Here is a 20280-nt window from a genome sequence, read left to right as displayed (position 1 = left end):
CTACCTCCGCGATACGCGCAAAATACTATCTGACGTAATAGAGTCCATCGCATAATAACTGCCATTCATTAATTTACACAATTCCTTAGCTAAGCCGAGCTTGATAAAGCCCGTTTCCGTATCGATAACGATATAGTCTACTGGCAAGGTCCCTAAAATACGAGCCCATTGTTTCGCCTCTCCTACAGGGTCCTCAGAAGCACCCGAAGTAGCACGACCATCGGTAATACAAATCATTTGAATCCGCTCCGCCGAATGTCTGCGAAGCAATCTATCACACATAGTATAGGCGACTCGTAAACCTTGGGCTAAGGGCGTCTTGCCCCCCGTTGGCAATGTAGCTAACAGTCGTTCTGCTCGCTCTACACTACGGGTGAAAGGCAATAATACCTCTGCGGAGTCCTTGCGAAATACAATGAGTCCCACCGAATCACGGTGAACATAAGAATCACGCAAGAGGCTCAAAATCGCACCTTTTGTCGCCTCCATGCGATGGCGAGCTGCCATAGAGCCACTAGCATCCACTACGAAAAGCTGATACGCACCAATCCTCTTTTCCCGAGCCTTTCGGCGGTAATCTTGAGGTTTTACTACAATAGATAGCCCTTTTAAATCATGACGCTCTGCTTGTGGGTCCATTTGACATAAGCATTCCGATGTAACAGATTGCTCCACTACATTTAATGGGGTATCTACCTGTAATTGTTTTACCCTTTCAACGGCCCGCAATCGTTGATACGGTGCGGCTGCACGCAATGTGTCAATTAAAGCCAAATCCTCTAAAGCCTGTTCATCTTGATACGCTCGAATCATGCGCCCCCTAGTATCCTTTGTTCTAGTCATAAGGCGCCGACCAGAACCTTTACGATACTGACGGTCTACCGTTTTAGAAGATTGCAATTTCCATTGAAAGAACTGGTTAGCTATACGGGCAACAGTATCGGGCAAACATAAAGAAGATATTCCATTAGATGTGTCACTATAAGTATTCATTGAATCAGAAGTTCCCCACTCATTCGCTGTAGACTCTAATGTTTCTGGATGATTGGATGTCCTTGATTTACCATCATCAAAATCCATATCACGTGAGCCGTCATGACCATCGATATTTGAATTATCCAACCCATTAGAGTTTAACTCGTCAGAATGGGATTCATCACGCTTGGAATCTCTAAAATCAGAGTTATTAGAGTCGTCTACATCCGAATCATCCGTTGCTGATTCGGTATTCTCCTGCAACTGGTTTTGGTCACTTGCACTATTAGATGCCTCTCCTTGTGAAGTCTGAGACTCAGGTGTATCATTGCGTTTCATGCGATGAGGCAGTACATAGAGAGCGGCTCGTTCCGCATGAGATGGCTTACAGTAAGAACTACCATCAAGAACTGCCAGTGATTTCATCACTTGTAATAATACATACTCTGCTCCATGACCTACGGTTCGAGCTTGCAATGCATAGGATATAGCCAGTGAAAGCATAGCATCAGGAACAACTATAGATTGAACTTGTTTAGAATCTATTAGGCTCAATAAATCCTCAGATGAAGGCTCAATTTCATCTCGCCTTCGTTGTAACACCTTCACCTTAGATTGTAGTGTAGGTACATCCATAGATACATGCACATCTACGAGTTCCCACTCCACATCATCTAAGGTTCTATCCTCATGGTTTATGGTCAGTATCAGTAGTATTTGACGACGTTTCGCTTCTACCAATAGTGCATGACGGACTTCAGGCGACAGAACGTGAGCATCATCGACAACCCAGCATCGATTACTCGTATCACCTAATAAGCCAGATGCCATAACCATCTTACCCTGTGCAAGGGATGCTTCAAAATCGATGGACTCTTGTAGTTGTGAAGTATCTATATAAACAGGTATCAAACGATATGGAATTTGCCATTTCTCGAGGCACTGACGAAGTACATAGCTTTTACCAACACCGGTACCTCCAGAAATAACAATGGTATGAATCTGGTCGTTTACAAGGCCTATTTTGAGGGCCTCTTGTACAGATGTTTCCATAACTAGCCCTCAAGCACTGCCGATACCACTGTATCAATGCGCTCCTCATCGTAACCTTGTTCTTCAAATGGCAAGCGACGTAAGCGATGTTTTAAAGCTAATCGTGCCGCCACCTTGAGGTCTTCCGCTGTAATTTGGTTGCGACTGTGAAAGGCTGCATGAGCACGAGCCGTATGCATCATCGTAATGTCTGGGCGATGTCCATCAACGCCGACACCTATGCTGATACTCGCTATTTGCAACAACACATCATCAGATGGGATGATGCCTGGCAATACTTCACGAGCTTGTAATAAACGTTCGTGCAGGCTACGTTCTGATTCCTTGTAAGACGCTACAAAGCTTTCAGCATTGTCGCCAAAGGCGAGGCGACGCTTGATTACCTCCATACGTTGTGCCGGGTCCTGTTCTCCATAGACCATAACAGATAGTCCGAAACGGTCTAACAGCTGAGGTCTAAGGTCGCCTTCTTCAGGATTCATCGTTCCTACGAGGATAAAACGAGATGGATGAGAGTGGCTCACCCCTTCCCGTTCTACCGTATTCACCCCCATAGCTGCCACGTCTAACAAAATATCTACAATGTGGTCATCTAATAGATTAACCTCATCTACGTAGAGAATATTTTGATGGGCTGCATGTAAAATACCCGGTTCAAAGGCTTTTACCCCCTCTTGTAATGCCTTTTCCAAATTTATGGATCCTACAACGCGGTCTGCCGTAGCATTGATAGGTAGCTCAACAACGGACATCGCGGATGCCCCTGTTTCCATGGAAGGTAGCAGGCTCGGTAATGCACGTACAGCCGTAGACTTTGCAGTGCCCTTTTCGCCCTCAATTAACACACCACCGATGGACGGATTGATAGCATTCAGCAAAAGGGCCAATTTCATTTCATCTTGACCAACAATAGCAGTAAATGGATATAACATAAGCCTAACCTCACTCAGATTCGCAACACAAAATAGTCACCATACATAATTAATCAATAACCCCTAGGAAAACGCTAAGTATCATGCCATTCTAACTATTTCAGATTTGGATCAATAGACATTTCTGAAGTAGTTTCGGTTTGTTTGAAGTCATCAATATTTGTAGTTCCTTTTGGAAATACAAAGATACGTTGTTGTTTAAAGTACGGATCGTCATAGACCGCGGCCGATAAACGGAACGCATTTCGTAGATTTTCTGCCGTCAATACATCTCGAGGTGCACCTACATCAACGATGTGTCCATCGCTAACTAAGACGAGTTTGGTGCAATATTTGGCAGCTAACTCTAAGTCATGAACGACGATTAAAATCGTTTTACCTTCGTCACATAATCTGCGGCCTTCATGGAAAATATCATCAGCGTAAACTAAATCGAGAGCGGCCGTCGGCTCATCTAGTAAAAGCACCTCTGTTTGTTGTGCTAACGCCTTTGCCAAGAATACCCGTTGGCGCTCCCCGCCACTCAGGTTTTGTACGGAGCGATTACGCAAGTGATAAACACCGACCTCTTTCATAGCCTGTTCAACAATAACTTTATCTTCAGGCCCCTCTTGTTGCCACCATTTTAGATACGGATAACGAGCTGTCATCACAATATCGATGGCTTCATAATCGAAGGAAACATTTACGGACTGTTGCATATATGCCACATGATGAGCAATGTCCTTATCGCTCAAAGAAGCGATGCTTTTACCATCCCACAAAACATCGCCACCAGACGTAGGATAGAGACCACGCAATGTTTTTAATAACGTTGTTTTACCGGAGCCATTAGGCCCGATAATACCGACAAACTCACCACTATCAATAGAAAAGGATGCATCCTTCAGAATGGTGGTTTCCCCTAATGTGACGGATAGAGATTGAACATCTAGTTTCATTAGGCCCCTCCTTTACTACGCAAGCGATGAAGTAAGTATAAGAAATACGGTGCCCCTAAGAGTGCCGTCATAATACCTACGCGAATTTCAACCGGTTGAGCGATGACGCGGCCTAATGTATCGCAGAATACGAGGAATAAGGCACCTCCAACAGCCGCCATAGGCAATAGTATTCTATGATCTGGCCCAACCAAAAGCCGTACAATATGGGGTACCACAAGACCTACAAAGCCGATGGATCCGCTGACACATACAGCGGTAGCTGTAACTACGGATGCTAGAAATAGGAATACCATGCGATATGCCATAACAGGCAAGCCTAAGGCACGCGCCTCTGTATCGCCCAGAACGAGCACATTCAAGTGACGACCGAGCATCATCAATATAACGCTGCCCGTCACGATAGGGCCCACGGCTAGCAAAACGTGATCCCAACGGCGAAAATCAAGACCGCCCACCATCCAGAATAGGAATTCACGCAAGCGATATTCATTAATCATCGTCAAAATACCCGATGTGAAAGCGCCGAGCAGCATACTAACAGCTACACCAGCCAGCAACAAGGTTGTGGTGTCGAGCTTGTTATTGCGCCAGGTTAACAAAATAATAATCCCAACGGATACAAAGGCCCCAACGAAGGCAAAGGCAGGCATGTAAAACATGCTAAGAGATGTTACGCCAAGGGCAATGGCGATAACCGCACCGAGGGATGCCCCAGCGGATACACCCATAATACCTGGGTCCGCTAGTGGGTTGGAGAATACCCCTTGCATAACCGCACCAGCCAATGCCAAGGCGCCTCCCACGAGAAGTCCGATGATAAGGCGTGGCATGCGGATAAACCACAGTACAGCCTCTTGTTCAGCCGTAATCGGTTCTGTGAAATTCACAGGGATACCTATACCATTTAAGATACTTTGTATGCCCCCACCGATAGGAATCATAATGGTCCCTACGTGGAGCGCCAATAAACTCACAATACATAGCAATACCCCAATTAGAGTTATGGCCATGATACGTTGTTTCTGTTTAGTCATGAGAATTCCTTTCTAATTGAGGATACACAGTATGCATAATGGCTAACATCGCTTCACCAATATGCTGATTCATTGTATATAAGTACGCTGCCGGTAAGGGTTTAACTCGATTTTCCTTAATAGCAGGTAGATTTTGAAAGGCCGGATTCTTTAAATATCTATCCGCCAAATTCTTGTCCATTCCCTTATAGGATGGAATAAAAATATAGTCTGGATTCATGGCTAGCACACGCTCCTCCCCAAAGGGTATTCGTGGTGGTAATCCAATCCGATCAGGTGCATTATAGATGCTCATATAGTGACACATATCATCAAAAAGACTTCCTGTGCCCGTGTATCCGTCCATAGATGATACAAATAGAACCGTCTTGCGCTGCTCAGTTGGAATAGATTCTCCTAGGTGCTTTATTTCATCTATTTCACGATGAATCTTCCGATTGTAAAAGTTACCCTTTTCATCTTCCCCGATAATATGAGCAATCTCCATCACATTCTGAATCACTCCGTCCACCGTAGAAGGGGTCGGTACCACAACAGTGGCTATACCCATGTGCCGTAAGCCATAAATAACATCCGCCGATATATAATCTGGCGCTATAACGAGATCCGGTTTCAAGGCTATAATTTTCTCCAAAGGATACGAGCTCAACACAGGCTTTACTAACTTTGCGCGCTTTGCCTCTAGCGAATATTCCTCATAGGTAGACAATTTATTAATGCCTGCTAAACGCTCTGGTTCTATAAGTCCTAATAAAATTGTGTCAAATGCAGAGGACAGTGATAAAATTCGCTTTGGATGCTCTGGAACAGCAACTTGAACGCCATCGTGACTTTCAACATAACGCGTATATGGCGTTACACCATCCTCAGATTGAGGTCCACAACCTGTTAAACATACACAAAGGAGTATCATCAAACATATGAAAAATCCAATTTTCTTGTTCATGATGATACTCCTTGTATAGTTCTAATTAGCGATTACATAAAGTCTAGAATTTTTGAGTATAGCTGAGTTGGTAATTAAATGGTTCATCCCAGTATTCCCAGTCACCGTTGGAAATAACATTGTGACGGTTCAACAAGTTACGTGCATCTAGCCGCAAGGATGCGTTTTCATTGAACTGATACCCTACGTACGCATTCCAAGCTATAAGATTTGGGTTTGTACCGCCATCGCGGTTCTTCATCCGTTTTGTAACAAAGTTGATGCTAGTACCTGCAGTCCAGGTTGAGCTATTGTAATGGATACCCCCTGTAAATTGCAATTTAGGGTTAGCTTGTTTCCAATAGGTCTTATCGATTTCTCGTTGTTTTGGATTAGAATACGATGCACCCACAGTCATTTTTAAGTGATCTGTTAATTTACGACCATATTGGGCTTCGATACCGACATTTCTATAGCGACCACCATTTACGCGAATCGTGTTTTTACCATTGCTATCCGGTTTCCAAGAGAAGAAGTTCTTAAAGTCCATATAAAAGGCCGCTATTTTCCAGCTATCTTTGTTGGTAATGTGTTTGTAGCCTAATTCATAATTCCAACCTTCTTCAGGTTTCAAATTACGTCCACTAACAGAGGCATAGCCTTTATTAATTTTCTTGAAAGTATCGCTTAAGTTCGGCATTCTAAAGGCTTTACCAACATTTATATACATGGATGATTCCTTGTTAATACGATGTTGTAATTGGAACTGAGGAATTAATACGCGTTGATTTTTCACAGGGTCTTTAATATCCGAATACCGCAAGCCTAAAATGCTAGTCCATTTAGGATTAATCTGATAAGAGTATGTACCATAAACGGCATAACTGTTGCGATGTGGATTTCCATAGTACGGACCAGATGTGGTGCGATATGTTTCTCGTTTACCAAGTACACCCGCAATAAAATAGTCCTTACCACCGCGGAAATCCCATTCATGTTGTACATCAAAACCATATTGTCGAGCAATATAGTTATTATCACTCAACGTATATGCCTTTTTGCTATGTACGCGACTTTTACCATACAAATCTCTATCGTTGTAGAAGATTGTACCTGTAGTATTGCCATCTTTATAAACTAAAGACGCATTATTTTTAGTATCTTTATAAGCATATGTTGTAGAGTGAAGCTTTTGCTTAATAGGATTCGTTTCTGTACTTAACTGTCCAAAAGAAGAATTACCTTCAAAGCGGCTAAAGTTCAAAGTCAACTTATCATTTAATTTACCGCTCATAAATACACCTAAAGAATTCCCTTTGTTACGAGCTGTATAATATTCATACCCTCTAGCATAACCACCGATATCGGAGCGGATAGGGGTTTCTGGATCTTGAGCGCCAAAGAAGTTACGTTCCACACCTATTAAGAAGCGAGGCGTCCCATAGTTAATTTTATAAGTTTGGCGGCCCATATTACCAAAACCTATCGTAGCAGAGCCCCCTTCTTTACTTGGAGTCTTAGTAATTACATTGATAACACCACTCATAGCATCAGCACCATATAAAGCAGATGCGGCACCTTTTAATACTTCAATTCGTTCAATAGAACTAGTCGGAATAGAGCTAAGTCCGCCCTTGCCATTGAGGTTCATCGGTACCCCATTCATGAGAATCAAGGAGCCCCGTTCAAGACCACGGATATTCACACGGCTATCCATAGCGCCATATTCAAGACCAGATGCACCATAGGAAAAAGACGTAATGCCGGGTACCATATTAACCGCATCAAATGCATTTTTGGCACCACTATTAGCTAAGTCCTTTTGAGTAATAACATCCATCGCAGCCGGCGTATCTAAATCTAAAAGAGCCATGCGATTTGCTGTTACATTAATAGTATGGATTTCAGATGCTCCATTAGATTCACTCGATGCAGCTGTAGTGGGAGTCTTATCAGCACTTACCTCTGCTGCATATCCATTCACAGACAATCCTATCAATGCTAAACCCACAAGTATAGATATACGATGCTTAATTTGTTGTCTCATACCAAATGCCTCACTTAACACATGTATACATTCACACAATTATATAAACTACATATTTGTATTATCACACATTTATTTAGACCGTACAAAACCCATACCCCTACCACTACTGTATTCTCAAGAGGTTTTATTCTAAATAAATATTAGAATTTTTGTGTATAACTTAATTCATAATTGAATGGTGCATCCCAATATTCATAATCTCCATTGGATACCACATTATGACGGTTCAAAAGATTGCGTGCATCGAGGCGTAATGTAGCATCTTTATTAAAGTGATACCCAACGTAAGCATTCCAAAGAGCAATGTTAGGGTTCAAGCCACCATCGCGATTGCGCAAACGTTTTGTTACAAAGTTCAAAGATGTGCCTGCATCCCAAGTAGAGCTTTTATAATGAATACCGGTTGTAAACTGTAACTTAGGAGCCGCTTGTTTCCAATAGGATTCATTCATTTCCTTTTGTTTTGGATTAGAATAAGAACCACTTACACTCATTTTGAGTCGATCTGACAAATGTCTACTATACTCAGCTTCAATCCCAACATTGTGGAATTGACCACCGTTTACGCGAACGGTTGGGCGACCATTTACATCAGGTTGCCATTGGAAGAAGTTCTTGAAGTCCATATAGAACACGTCCACCTTCCAGCTATCCTTCTTATTAAGGCGTTTATAACCTAATTCATAGTTCCAACCCTCTTCAGGCTTAAGATTTTTACCACTTACTGCTGTGTATTGGCGGTTTACACTGCGGAATGTATCACTCAAGCTAGGCATCGTATACGCTTTCCCTATATTTAAGTACATGGAGGAATCTTTATTGATGGTATGCAACAATTGGAACTGAGGCGTTAACACATGTTGGTCCTTAATAGGATCACTAATAGCTGTATAGCGCAAGCCCAAAATGGCAGTCCATTTTGGATTGATTTCACGAGAATAGCTACTGTACACCGCATAGGTATTACGATGAGGCCGTGTGTACACAGGGGCCTGTGTGGCACGATAGGTTTCTTGCTTACCTGTAACCCCGGCAATCAGGTAGTCCTTACCGCCTCTAAAGTCCCATTCATGTTGTACATCTATACCATATTGACGAGCTACATAACTGGTTTCGGTCGGCTTGAACTGTTTAGCACTATGAACACGGCTTTCACCACGCATAGTACGGTCATTATAAAACAATGTTCCCGTCGTATTATCGTCCTTATAAATCAAAGATGCATTGTTGCGGTCATCCTTGTAATGATATGTCGTAGAATGATGAGCCTGTCTCATAGGATTTGTTTCTGTACTAATCAGACCAAAGGAGGAACGGCTTTCAGCGCGATTATAATTTAAGGTTATTTTATCTGAAAGCTTACCACTCATGAACACGTCTAAGGAATTACCCTTGTTGCGCGTAGTGTAGTAATCATAACCTTTACGGCCTGTATAGTCATACCGCACCGGTGTAGATGGATCTTGAGTCCCCCAGTATTTTCTATCGATACCAACGAGAAATCGATCAGTACCATAAGAAATGTCAAATCTCTTAGAGCCTCGATTACCTACAGCTACCGTAGCAGAACCACCCTCTTTTGACGGCGTCTTTGTAATAATATTGATAACACCACCTAAAGCTTCTGCGCCATATAAGGTAGAGGCCGCCCCCTTTACAACTTCAATACGCTCAATGGCACTGGTAGGTATAGAGCCAATTCCGCTCTTACCATTTAAGTTCATAGGTACGCCGTTTACAAGAACAAGTGCACCGCGGTCGAGACCACGAATATTCGTACGGCTATCCATGCCACCAAAATCTGCGCCAGACGCACTAAAGGAATTAATGGTTACACCTGGTACATTGGCGACCGCATCAAAGGCAGTCTTAGCGCCGCTATTTTGTATATCCTCTTGGGTAATAACAGAAGTCGATACCGGTGTATCTAAATCTAATAACGCTGTACGATTAGCTGTAACATTTATGGTAACTTCTTCTTCATTATTGTTCATTGTTACATCTGCAGCATAACTATTAATTGACATAGTAGTTAATGCCATAAGCACTGCTACATAGACTTGTTTATTCATTCGTTTCATCATCCACACCTCTTTTTTCAATTATTCCATATTATATATAATATTTAATCGTCCATTTGGTAATGTTTGTACCGTGGCGGACACGCCGTAGATGTGTCGGATGGTTTCCTCTGTTAATACTTCGTGAGGGGGCCCTGTACACACTACGGAGCCGTCTTTTAAGGCAATGAGACGGTCGCAATAAATAGCTGCTAAATTCAAATCATGAATAGCGGACACTACTGTTGCATCAAGGCGTTTTACAATCGTCATCAGTTCCAGCTGATACTTAATATCTAAGTGGTTTGTCGGTTCGTCTAGCACTAGGCATTCTGTGCGCTGTGCCAAGGCACGTGCTAAGATAACACGCTGCTGCTCACCACCAGATAAGGTATTAAAATTGCGACTTTCAAAATCACTAAGCCCTACTTGAGACAGCGCATGTCGAGCGATTTCATAGTCATCGATTTTATCTCTGTCGAGCAGTCCTTTATAAGGGGAGCGGCCCATAAGGACCATTTCAAGAACGGAAAAATCAAAGTTAACCGTACTATGCTGTGCCACTACTGCCATTTTTAAGGCCGTATCGCGATGACTTAAGGAACTCATTTCAGTGCCGTCAAAGAAAATCTTGCCATGATTAGGTTGAAGCACGCGATATAAGCATTTCAAAAACGTACTTTTACCACTCCCATTAGGACCTATAATTCCTACAAATTCCTTGTCTCGTATATCTAGGAAAATATCATGGAGGATCGTTTTCGGACCAAATGAGACTTGGATATTATCTGTTTGAATATTCATTATTCCCCTCCAAATCCATAGTTCTTACGCACCAACATATACACAAAGGTTGGCGCCCCAATGAGCGAAATGAGAATGCCGATTGGCAATTCTGCGTGAGGAATAATGCAGCGGCACAAGCCATCCGCAATAACGAGGAAAATGCTACCCCCTAATGCGCTGAATGGAATCAAGGTCCAGTGATTCGTGCCGATTGTCATGCGCACAAGGTGAGGAATCAAGAGTCCTACAAAACCAATCATACCCGCAGCGTACACCACAAAGCCAATAATAAGTGAGCTAATAATCAAATAGACTTGTCGATATCTATGCAAATCACGACCTAAGGTGATGGCCACCTCATCGCCGAGAAGCATAATGTTTAAAACTCTGCTTTGAGACCAAAAGAATAGAATGCTCACGAAGACAACGATGGCAATAAATGGCAACATATCCCATTTAGCGCCTGCAAAGCTCCCCATCAACCAGTACGTAATGGTTTGAATGCCTTCTTTATCGTCCGCCAAATAGACCACAAAACTAGAGAAGGAGCTACATACAGCGCTTAATGCCAAGCCCCCTAAAATCAATTTCACCGAATTTGGTCGGCCACCCAAGTTCGAGATAAACAACACGCCGAAGGAAATCGCCATGGCTCCAATAAAGGCCATAACGCCGACGAAGTTCTCACCGAACATAACACCTACACCAAATAAAATAGCTACCGTAGCTCCAAGGGATGCACCCGATGAAATACCCAAGATATATGGATCCGCTAGTGGATTTTTAACGATAGCCTGCATGATAACGCCAGATACGGCAAGGCCTGCGCCGATAATGGCAGCCATCAACAGCCGCGGCATACGCAATAACCATATAATGGTCTGCTCTGGACCATTCATAGGATCATCGATAGCCAAAGGGCTAGAAAATTGATCCATTACAATATTAAAAATTTGAGAAAGTGAAAACTGTACTGTACCAACAGAAAGTCCCCATAGAATGGCTACCGCTAGCACCCCTATGAGGACAAATCCGCCAGCAGTATATCCAATACGTTTTAGCATACTGCTCCTTTATTAATGAATTAAATCTGGTACCCCTTCTGAATATAGATTAGGGTACAACCCATGCGATACGATGTCGATACCATCTGATAAACGAATACCAGGACTATATACAGCGAGCAATGGCAAGAAATGAACGCGCTTATTGCGCAATGCATTAACACCTTGTAAACCTGGCTGCGTTAGTACATAGTTCATAATCACATCCGCTTGGCTATATTCACCATCAGATACAATCAAGAATATAACGTCCGGATTCTGCTCCACCACGTCCTCCATGCTAATGGACGGCGTTTCCGTGTCGATCACATCGGCGTGCAAGGAAGCCCCTATATTACCAGCTAATGTCTTATGTCCATACAATCGAAAATGCTTACCTTGCACCTCAATAAACAATGCCTTTGGTAGCTTCTCATGAGCCGTTTGGGCTACCGTGTACGCCACAGATTGTTGCATCTCTTGAATGAGACGCTCTGCTTCCATGTTTCGATTAAAAATACGCCCCAAATCTCGAATATATTTATACTCCATATCCATGGTTAGCGCCGATTGAGCCCCCAAGGAGGACTCTGCAATATATACATTCGCTTGTCTCGCCTGCCAAAATGTAGGTGTTTGTAACATTTTATTTGTGAAAGTAGACTTCCAACCTACCAACAAATCAGGCTTCATCATTAATACGCTTTCCAAATTGGCGTATTTCAGATCCTTGTATGGAATTTTATCGTATGCCTCACGGTATTCTGGTCGCACGTATTTGCGATCTGGAATCCCCATGCCCGCTACGATACGATCCCCTTCACCAAGAGCAATGATAGTTTCTATGGAGTTTTGCCACATCGCCACCACACGCTCAGGCACCGCCGTATAGGTACTTTCAAAAGGTTCCCCTCGGCGTACAAAGGATTCAATTGTCACTGGTGGCTGCAATTCGATATGTGCTGGTGTAGACTGATAGTCCTCAACAGTTACCTGCTGAGGACCACAACCTACACATATTAATAGACATAGTATTAATACGCTGAATCTAATCATTAGAATTTATATTTCGCCCCAATCATGAAGGAACGTGCTGGCATAGCCGCACTACCACGACCATTGTAAGCGCTATAGCTTGTTTCATAAGCACGGTTAAGAACGTTATTTACCACAATGTACGCAGTTAAATCTTTTGTCACATCATAGTTGAGGTTCCAGTCCACGATGAGGAAACGTCTATGAGTGAATGCATAGTCGCTATTGCCAGTGTACCAGTTAATCAACAAGCCAGAATATAGACGCTTGTTATCATAAGAAATGTTCAATGCATAGTGGTTTTGCGGACGCAAGCTATTAATAGCCACATTGATATCATCGCTATTGCTATAACCCCAGTTTGGATCAAGAATCCAACCACCTTTAGATAACCATTTATCTTTCATATGAGAATAAGACGCACTCATTGTTACATGTTCATTTAATCTGTGGTCTACTGTAATATTGAAAGATTGTTTGTTTTCTTTCGCATTAACTGCTGTTTTTTCAAACTCACCGGATCTGCCATTCCAAATTGGCAATGTAGCGATGGCATTTTTCATGCGTGTGTAATCATAGTGAACTGCTACAGTAGTATTATTGTTTTTCCCAAATGTATGTAATAGGCCCCATGTGAAAGCATCGCCTCTTTCGTCATCTAACGGTGTATTAAATACTCCATCAGTCGCACTATAGTCGCCTGTTTTAAGCGGTCTTAAGATACGAGTCCACCCAGCGTACATACTAGTCTTCTTGTTAAATTTAACTTGACCATGCAAACTAGGAGTCAAGGCGCTTACACTACCCTTACCTTGGGAGTCACCGCTGCCATTACCTTGAATACTGCTATAGTGTACATAGCGCAATGCTGGTGTTAATTCCACATTGTTACCAATGTAGATTTTATCTTGTAAATAAGCATATAAAGTATTACGACGAATATCAGAAGACACTACATCACCATTACGTTTAATAGAACGGGAATTCAAATTAGAGCGACTATAGTCGATATTAGCAATAATATCATGCTTATCAAGTTGGCGAGTCCATTGAAGTTCTACACCTGTTTTATTTTCTTTATACCATCTATTTGGGCTACCTGCCATACCGCCTGTTTCAGCAATCCATTGACGCAATGCATCACGACGATCTGGGAATGGTGCCAAATTGGAATCAACCCATGCATTAAATTGCTCCACAGTAGCGCCATTAGGGAATGCCGCAGCATAGGCAGCACGTGCGGCCTCGCTACCAAGTTTAGACCATGTATATGTATCGCGACCTTCATATCGATGATCTAAACGATACAATCTAGCAAAGCTTTCCATTTGACCTTGGCGATCGAAAGTAAATTTCAAATCTGTGTCTAAGTTTTTAAACTTACTATAAGAGCCGTAGTTACCATCTAAAGCGAATAAATTGTGGTAGCCAGGGTTTCTGGAGTCACCATACAACTTAGGTGCATAACCTTGTGGATTTTCATCTGGATCTACATATTTAGGATCTGTTTTCAACTTGTAATTAGTATCATATTGGCCAACTTCAGCATTGAAAATAATGCGACGCCAATCATCTGCATTCCAGTATTTCCGGCTTGGTGTAGAAATTGGATACCCATCGCGACCTTTTTTGAAGTTCATTGAGAACTGTAAGCTTTGTTTCTTATTGAACTCATGGTCAATACGTGCATTAAATCCTTCTTCGCGCCATTTAGAACCTGTAAGAGTGGCTACTTCACCAGTATCGCCATCTTTATACTTCGTATCTTGAGACATAGTACGTGTAGCTGTTACAAAGTAACCAGTAGATGCATTCTTACCTGCCGCACCTTGTACAGTCAAGTTATAACTATGCTTGTTCCAGCTGCCTGTAGCCAAATCAACGGAACCGCTGAAATTGCCTTTACCACGGCGTGTAATGATATTGATGACACCACCTGTAGCATCAGAACCATATTGAGAAGCACCAGGGCCTTTGATAACTTCGATTTTATCAATAGCATCCATATTGGTTACTTCATCGATATTAACACCTGTAGATTTAGAGCCTCTTTCAGAGCTATCACCTAAACGACCGGATGTAATATTATCTACACGACGACCATCCACCAAAACTACAACGCGGGAGTCACCATTGATAGATACACCATTATTGTAGAACTGATAACCATACTCACCACCACGGTAGCCTGGGTTTTGGAATGTAACACCTGGAACGCGTTTAATCGCTTCTGTTACATCGCGATAATGACGCTTTTCAATCTCTTCACGAGTGATAACCTTTACGTCACCACCAGTACGGTAATAGGATTGCTCAGTAATGGTATTACCGTATTCATCCTTCGCCGCATCGGCTTTCACCGAAACATTATGAACCTCATAACCCTTGAAGTTCTCATCATACGCATATGCTTGATACGTACCTAACGCTAACGTTGCTGCAATAGCAGCAGATAAAATACGACGACTTGTCATAAACCCTCCACACACAATAAAAACACGATAAAAACACAATAAAAAATAATATTAAAACTAATCCTCTAACAAATGCGTCCAATGTATTTTCTTGAGTTAAGACTACACACAAACATAATTCATACACTATCAGCTATAGAAGATTAATTATAACCATAATCTACATTAACCACAATCGTAACTGGCTCACCTGTTGTATTCTCTATACCTCCAGAGCTCTCTACGAGGCTAGCAGCAGCATTATCGAGAATGCTAGAGCCACTACTACCGATCATATTCGCACCAGCAAAGTTGCCATCGGCATCAAAAGTGATTTCAAAGGAAACTCGTCCACTGAGTCCACGGCGCACCGCCTGTTGCGGCATCACTTTATTACTCTCAACGCGAGCGATATAACCTGAACTATCGTAAGAGCCCCCACGACGTTCTACATCACCTGGACCTGGGGCACCACCTTTAGAACCATTGCCCTCATTACCAAGGCCTCCATTACCAATAACCCCACCACCACCAGGGCCTGGTACATTGCCACTGCCTGGATTGCCAACAGGATTATCAGTATTACCATTCAAGTTGACTGATGCCATCTCATTACCACCTAAGTAAGGATTCAGATTTTTTAAGCCTTCTGTGGGCTTTCCCGATAAATCAGGCAACACACTACCTGCTTTACCGCCTCCTGCGACTGGTTTGTCGTCAGGTTGAATCTTTAATTTCTCAGGATCTTTCTTCTCTTGAGGAGGTTCTTGCTGCCCCATATCAAGGTTGATAACCAAGTCTTTTTTGGGTGTTTCTGGAGGTTTTATATGACCAAACCAATCACCTACAACACCCCAATATACAAGATTTAATGCCAATGCAGCTACGAAAGGAATTCCATATCGTTTATCTACCATAGAATCACTTCCGTTCTGTAGCTACGCTAACAAACCGAGCACCACTAATTTTAAGATTATCTAAAATATTGATAACGTCCTTATACGCAATATCCTCAGAGGCACGCACAATAAATGCCTGTTGAGGTTCTTTTGCAACAATACCTTGAATTTCATTACCCAATTGATCAGGGGCAATCTCACGTTCATTCAAATACATTTTATGTGTAGCTGTTAATGAAATCGTGATAGGCTCAATTGTCTTCGCAGAGGAAGAGGAGGCCTTTGGTAAGTTAAGAGGAATTTGTTCCTCTGTATTCATGTATAGCGTACTCATCATGAAAAATACGAGCAAGAAGAATACGATATCAATCATAGGTATAATCATGATGGTAGGTTCTTTTTGTATGCCTACTGAACTACGTTTCATCGTTGACTCCTAATATATAAATCCATAATAGAACCTAATTTTTGCTCTAACTTTGCAATATCAGAATTTACTTTATCTGTACACCAACTATGGATAGCTAATGCTACGATAGCTACTGAAAGCCCCGTTGCAGTGGCAACCAACGCTTCGGATACGCCGCCTGTGATAACAGTAGGCGCACCAATATCGCCTCCAACGGCTGCGAAGGATCGAATCATACCAACAACAGTACCCAAAAGTCCAAGTAATGGAGCCATTGTTACCATCATGCTAAGCCAGTTAAGACCACGTTTTAAACGTTCATCCATGTAACCTACCACATCATGTAAACGGTTCTCTAAACCTTCCGCACTATATACAGACTCCACGATAGGAGATACGAATCTACTCAATGCATCATCACTATTTTTTATAGAATTTTCTAGAGTAGACCAATTATTACTATTACGACCTGCATCAATGCTATCGGACAACTGTTGTAACTCATGATTGATGTTTCTGTACGTACGAATACGTTCAAATAAAATAGTACATGCTGCTAACATGAATAGTACAAGTGGATACATAACGAAACCACCTGCATTAAATAGGTGAATTGTATACTCCATCATAGCCTCCATATAATGTATAAAATTACGTATTATTTAACAAAAAAATGGTCATCTATATTATTAGATTAACCACCAACATTGACATTATCCTATAAAGCATGTATAAGTACAATAACCCTATACCCCCTACCGTTATGGTATTTCTATAGGATTCCATTCTAACCACATATTTCATCCACCTTAAATATACATCTATCCACTATATATAGACAATATTAAGCTATTGCATAAATACTTCATAATTATTATAAAAAATATAATAATTATATCTATTAAAACTATGCTCAATAAGATAATTTCTCATATTTTATAGTTGAAAATTATTATAATTCACATTCCATTATCAAAAATCTTTTTTGTATTTTTATGAACTTATTATTACTTCATGAATATAATTTATTCACACATGAATAATAATTATACTTATGATCAACAATATTTTTACAGTCTATTTCTTACTCGTATATCCCTCAATACATCTTATAAACTTATTAACATATAAACTTATACTCAAACTATAAAAATTACAATCCATATAAAAAGAGGACTAAGCCTTTATGGGCTCAGTCCTCTGATTATTCTGATTATAATAACATAAATCCTTAAAGCAAATTATATGCCATGTATAGCTCTTATTTATTTTTAGCTTTATTTGCTTTTGCTTTTTTATCGTCTTTTACCTTTTTAGGTTTTTCTTGTTTAACCTTTACTGGTTTTTTCGCATTAACGGCAGCACCAGCGGGCTTTACAAATGCATTGTTAAGATTTGTTGCCACTTGTAAAGCTACATCCGCATTTGGCGTAGAAACAATGGATTGACCGGCTACCGTTACAGTGTCACCACTATAGGATGCAGAACCTGGTGTCACTTGATTGTTATGATACAATCGTGCCAATTTACCAGCCATGTAATAAGCACGCTCTTCGCCTGTGTAACGACCGCTACCTGCTAGAGTATAAATATTATCGCCGTTTACATACACAGTACCATTCGATACATTTACATGATTCCCAGAATATGTGTACATACGAGAAATATTATTGTTCACCCGATCGGACAACTTTGGATGGTTATTAGGTGCTACCACTTGTGAAAGCCCTTCACGGTAGTGTTCCCCCACTTTGTTGCGCAGTACTGCCATAGAACCAGCGGCACCACCTACATTATATGGAGATTCACTTAAAATCTTAAAGCCTAACTCATCAGCAGCTTTCTCTTGGCTCATCGTAAACACTTGATTAGATAAGTAGTTGCCTGCCACATTAGATAAGATAGCCGCGCCTTCACTACCACCAGCGGCTATACCGACTGCTGTAGAAAGACCAATTTGTTTCTTAGCGCCATTAATAATATCTTTATGCTCACCATGAGAAATTTCATGAGCCATTACATAGGCTAATTGATCATCATCCAGTGTATCTAGAGCACCCTTGTTAATGGACATAACACGACCAAGTGTGGCAAACGCATTAAACTCCTCATCAGGATTCGCATATACGACATAAGAACGCTTTACACTAGGTGTAGCCTCTAATGTCTTCATAATTCGATTTACACGCTCTTGAGCTGCACTATCGTTTAAGTAACCAGTTTTCTCTTTTGTGCGTGCCAAACTCTCCTGTTGCCCCTCTGCAGAATTATCCATTTTATTTAATGCAGTAGATACATAAGCCATAGCAATAGCACCACCAGCTAAAGATTGTACCGCAGCAGACGCAGCACTAACAGAAACCGTTTGCATCATAGTAGGTGCCATTGTCACTGCCATAGCAACAGATAAGGTAGCCGCTGTAAGTTTCTTATTCATTCTCTCAACCTCTCATAATGATAAATATACCACTTATAATTTACATACTATCTATATAATATAGGTTTAGTGTAAATATAGAATGAATAATGGAACAATCATTCATCTATCATAAGATATTGCAAATTGTTATGGTTAATTCAAGCATTGCTAACTATTGATCTGTCATTACTGATTTAGCTGAAAGTACTACCGCTTCTTTACCATCTTTAGACACCGCACTGCCATGTGTATAGCCTACTACATCAAAGCCCGCCTCAGCACACTGCTCTGCAATGCTTTCATAATTTTCATTCTTACCACGCGTACATGTAGAAAGATGTACCGTAGTAACACCCTTTTTCTTAAAAGACTCGATTTTCTTAGCAAGATCCCCACCACTATGTGTGAAGCCCACCAACTCAATATCCTCATCAGCATACCGCTCAAAGGAATCCGCTTTATTCATAAATGCTTTCAAACAACCGCCACAAGAACAGCGCTGCATTGTATCCTCATTCACGAGGACCGCAATTTTTTTAGCCATATGACCTCCTATAAATATGATATAAGCCTAAGTATACCAATATCCATGGGAAAAATATGTGCTTCAAAGCACGATAATTAATACTAATTATATAAGTAACTCCTTCAACGTCTACTGCTTTGCTCATTAGTTCCCTTAAAAAAATAAAAATCCATACAAAAAAAGACACACCCTTAGGTGTGCCTTTGCTTAATCAGCAGCTTCCTATCAATCCTCACTGTGGATTTTCCTTCACTGCTTCGCAGTTCGGTAAATCTTACGTTCGGAAGAAGGTGATGTGTGGGCCCCATACGTCGTTTCACTCCTCTGTGGCCTCACACCCTACCCTTCCCACGCCGTCTTATTGATTTATATAGATAGTTTCTACTTGTACAACCTTGGCTGGAGACGGCTCTTGCAGAGTTAGCTAGTCGAAGACTAGCAAAAAGAAAAGGCCTACCTTTAGGTAGACCTTTTTCTTTTAGTCAATCAGCGGCTTCCTATCCTCCCAGGCCGTCTCCAGCCAAGTACTTTCGGCGTTTATGAGCTTAACTACTGTGTTCGAGATGGGAACAGGTGGATCCTCATAGCCATCGCCACTGAATCTGTCAGAGTTTGTACTCTGAAAACCACATAGAAGTATATATATTTGTTGCACATTCTGCTTAATGTTTTATTATATGTTGCGTCCCATACTCAAAGTACACGTCTGGAGGATTGCGTCGAAGCCTGTGGATTTC

General features: G+C 41.5%; 16 protein-coding genes and 1 rRNA gene. All 17 read right to left on the bottom strand.

Annotated features, from left to right (window positions below):
* Positions 1-2028 carry a VWA domain-containing protein gene (locus FNLLGLLA_RS00315; RefSeq protein WP_118091145.1) on the bottom strand — a complete coding sequence of 676 codons (2028 nt, stop codon included), beginning with the start codon at positions 2026-2028 and terminating at the stop codon, positions 1-3.
* Positions 2029-2030: 2 nt separating this feature from the next.
* Complete coding sequence (locus FNLLGLLA_RS00310; protein WP_174892127.1) at positions 2031-2960, bottom strand: ATP-binding protein; 930 nt, start codon at positions 2958-2960, stop codon at positions 2031-2033.
* A 95-nt stretch (positions 2961-3055) separates the two neighbouring features.
* A complete protein-coding gene (locus tag FNLLGLLA_RS00305; RefSeq protein WP_174892126.1) occupies positions 3056-3901 on the bottom strand; it encodes an ABC transporter ATP-binding protein in 846 nt (281 codons plus the stop codon).
* Entirely contained in the window at positions 3901-4938 is a 1038-nt protein-coding gene (locus FNLLGLLA_RS00300) for a FecCD family ABC transporter permease (RefSeq protein WP_174892125.1), read from the bottom strand. The genes FNLLGLLA_RS00305 and FNLLGLLA_RS00300 overlap by 1 nt, the downstream gene beginning before the upstream one ends.
* The gene (locus FNLLGLLA_RS00295; protein ID WP_174892124.1) at positions 4931-5884 is read right to left on the bottom strand and encodes an ABC transporter substrate-binding protein; all 954 of its coding nucleotides are present in this window, start codon (positions 5882-5884) and stop codon (positions 4931-4933) included. Before FNLLGLLA_RS00295 ends, FNLLGLLA_RS00300 begins: the two co-directional genes overlap by 8 nt.
* A gap of 43 nt (positions 5885-5927) precedes the next feature.
* The gene (locus FNLLGLLA_RS00290) at positions 5928-7910 is read right to left on the bottom strand and encodes a TonB-dependent receptor plug domain-containing protein (protein WP_174892123.1); all 1983 of its coding nucleotides are present in this window, start codon (positions 7908-7910) and stop codon (positions 5928-5930) included.
* A gap of 143 nt (positions 7911-8053) precedes the next feature.
* On the bottom strand, positions 8054-9997 hold the full coding sequence (locus FNLLGLLA_RS00285) for a TonB-dependent receptor (RefSeq protein WP_174892122.1): 1944 nt from the start codon (positions 9995-9997) through the stop codon (positions 8054-8056).
* Positions 9998-10015: 18 nt separating this feature from the next.
* A complete protein-coding gene (locus FNLLGLLA_RS00280; protein ID WP_174892121.1) occupies positions 10016-10777 on the bottom strand; it encodes an ABC transporter ATP-binding protein in 762 nt (253 codons plus the stop codon).
* The gene (locus FNLLGLLA_RS00275) at positions 10777-11823 is read right to left on the bottom strand and encodes a FecCD family ABC transporter permease (protein ID WP_004694366.1); all 1047 of its coding nucleotides are present in this window, start codon (positions 11821-11823) and stop codon (positions 10777-10779) included. The genes FNLLGLLA_RS00280 and FNLLGLLA_RS00275 overlap by 1 nt, the downstream gene beginning before the upstream one ends.
* A gap of 12 nt (positions 11824-11835) precedes the next feature.
* On the bottom strand, positions 11836-12858 hold the full coding sequence (locus FNLLGLLA_RS00270) for an ABC transporter substrate-binding protein (RefSeq protein WP_174892120.1): 1023 nt from the start codon (positions 12856-12858) through the stop codon (positions 11836-11838).
* Positions 12858-15311, bottom strand: a complete 2454-nt coding sequence (locus FNLLGLLA_RS00265; RefSeq protein ID WP_156697036.1) for a TonB-dependent receptor plug domain-containing protein — start codon at positions 15309-15311, stop codon at positions 12858-12860. Before FNLLGLLA_RS00265 ends, FNLLGLLA_RS00270 begins: the two co-directional genes overlap by 1 nt.
* A gap of 143 nt (positions 15312-15454) precedes the next feature.
* A complete protein-coding gene (locus tag FNLLGLLA_RS00260; RefSeq protein WP_174892119.1) occupies positions 15455-16207 on the bottom strand; it encodes a TonB family protein in 753 nt (250 codons plus the stop codon).
* A gap of 4 nt (positions 16208-16211) precedes the next feature.
* On the bottom strand, positions 16212-16616 hold the full coding sequence (locus tag FNLLGLLA_RS00255) for an ExbD/TolR family protein (RefSeq protein ID WP_012863667.1): 405 nt from the start codon (positions 16614-16616) through the stop codon (positions 16212-16214).
* Positions 16613-17224 (bottom strand): MotA/TolQ/ExbB proton channel family protein, encoded by a 612-nt coding sequence (locus FNLLGLLA_RS00250; protein WP_004694376.1) that lies wholly within the window; start codon positions 17222-17224, stop codon positions 16613-16615. The genes FNLLGLLA_RS00255 and FNLLGLLA_RS00250 overlap by 4 nt, the downstream gene beginning before the upstream one ends.
* A gap of 635 nt (positions 17225-17859) precedes the next feature.
* On the bottom strand, positions 17860-19035 hold the full coding sequence (locus FNLLGLLA_RS00245) for a M48 family metallopeptidase (protein WP_156697035.1): 1176 nt from the start codon (positions 19033-19035) through the stop codon (positions 17860-17862).
* Positions 19036-19189: 154 nt separating this feature from the next.
* Positions 19190-19561 carry a CGGC domain-containing protein gene (locus FNLLGLLA_RS00240; RefSeq protein ID WP_156697034.1) on the bottom strand — a complete coding sequence of 124 codons (372 nt, stop codon included), beginning with the start codon at positions 19559-19561 and terminating at the stop codon, positions 19190-19192.
* Between the two features lie 466 nt (positions 19562-20027).
* A 5S ribosomal RNA gene (gene rrf, locus FNLLGLLA_RS00235) occupies positions 20028-20144 on the bottom strand.
* Positions 20145-20280 lie beyond the last annotated feature (136 nt).

The sequence above is a fragment of the Veillonella parvula genome, from assembly GCF_902810435.1.
In the GTDB taxonomy this organism is placed as follows: domain Bacteria; phylum Bacillota; class Negativicutes; order Veillonellales; family Veillonellaceae; genus Veillonella.
This window is presented reverse-complemented; position numbering and strand designations above follow the sequence as displayed.

Excerpts from the sequence above, each read along its gene's own strand:
- FNLLGLLA_RS00315 (WP_118091145.1), bottom strand. The coding sequence starts at position 2,028 with ATGGAAACATCTGTACAAGAGGCCCTCAAAATAGGCCTTGTAAACGAC.
- FNLLGLLA_RS00310 (WP_174892127.1), bottom strand. The coding sequence starts at position 2,960 with ATGTTATATCCATTTACTGCTATTGTTGGTCAAGATGAAATGAAATTG.
- FNLLGLLA_RS00305 (WP_174892126.1), bottom strand. The coding sequence starts at position 3,901 with ATGAAACTAGATGTTCAATCTCTATCCGTCACATTAGGGGAAACCACC.
- FNLLGLLA_RS00300 (WP_174892125.1), bottom strand. The coding sequence starts at position 4,938 with ATGACTAAACAGAAACAACGTATCATGGCCATAACTCTAATTGGGGTA.
- FNLLGLLA_RS00295 (WP_174892124.1), bottom strand. The coding sequence starts at position 5,884 with ATGAACAAGAAAATTGGATTTTTCATATGTTTGATGATACTCCTTTGT.
- FNLLGLLA_RS00290 (WP_174892123.1), bottom strand. The coding sequence starts at position 7,910 with ATGAGACAACAAATTAAGCATCGTATATCTATACTTGTGGGTTTAGCA.
- FNLLGLLA_RS00285 (WP_174892122.1), bottom strand. The coding sequence starts at position 9,997 with ATGATGAAACGAATGAATAAACAAGTCTATGTAGCAGTGCTTATGGCA.
- FNLLGLLA_RS00280 (WP_174892121.1), bottom strand. The coding sequence starts at position 10,777 with ATGAATATTCAAACAGATAATATCCAAGTCTCATTTGGTCCGAAAACG.
- FNLLGLLA_RS00275 (WP_004694366.1), bottom strand. The coding sequence starts at position 11,823 with ATGCTAAAACGTATTGGATATACTGCTGGCGGATTTGTCCTCATAGGG.
- FNLLGLLA_RS00270 (WP_174892120.1), bottom strand. The coding sequence starts at position 12,858 with ATGATTAGATTCAGCGTATTAATACTATGTCTATTAATATGTGTAGGT.
- FNLLGLLA_RS00265 (WP_156697036.1), bottom strand. The coding sequence starts at position 15,311 with ATGACAAGTCGTCGTATTTTATCTGCTGCTATTGCAGCAACGTTAGCG.
- FNLLGLLA_RS00260 (WP_174892119.1), bottom strand. The coding sequence starts at position 16,207 with ATGGTAGATAAACGATATGGAATTCCTTTCGTAGCTGCATTGGCATTA.
- FNLLGLLA_RS00255 (WP_012863667.1), bottom strand. The coding sequence starts at position 16,616 with ATGAAACGTAGTTCAGTAGGCATACAAAAAGAACCTACCATCATGATT.
- FNLLGLLA_RS00250 (WP_004694376.1), bottom strand. The coding sequence starts at position 17,224 with ATGGAGTATACAATTCACCTATTTAATGCAGGTGGTTTCGTTATGTAT.
- FNLLGLLA_RS00245 (WP_156697035.1), bottom strand. The coding sequence starts at position 19,035 with ATGAATAAGAAACTTACAGCGGCTACCTTATCTGTTGCTATGGCAGTG.
- FNLLGLLA_RS00240 (WP_156697034.1), bottom strand. The coding sequence starts at position 19,561 with ATGGCTAAAAAAATTGCGGTCCTCGTGAATGAGGATACAATGCAGCGC.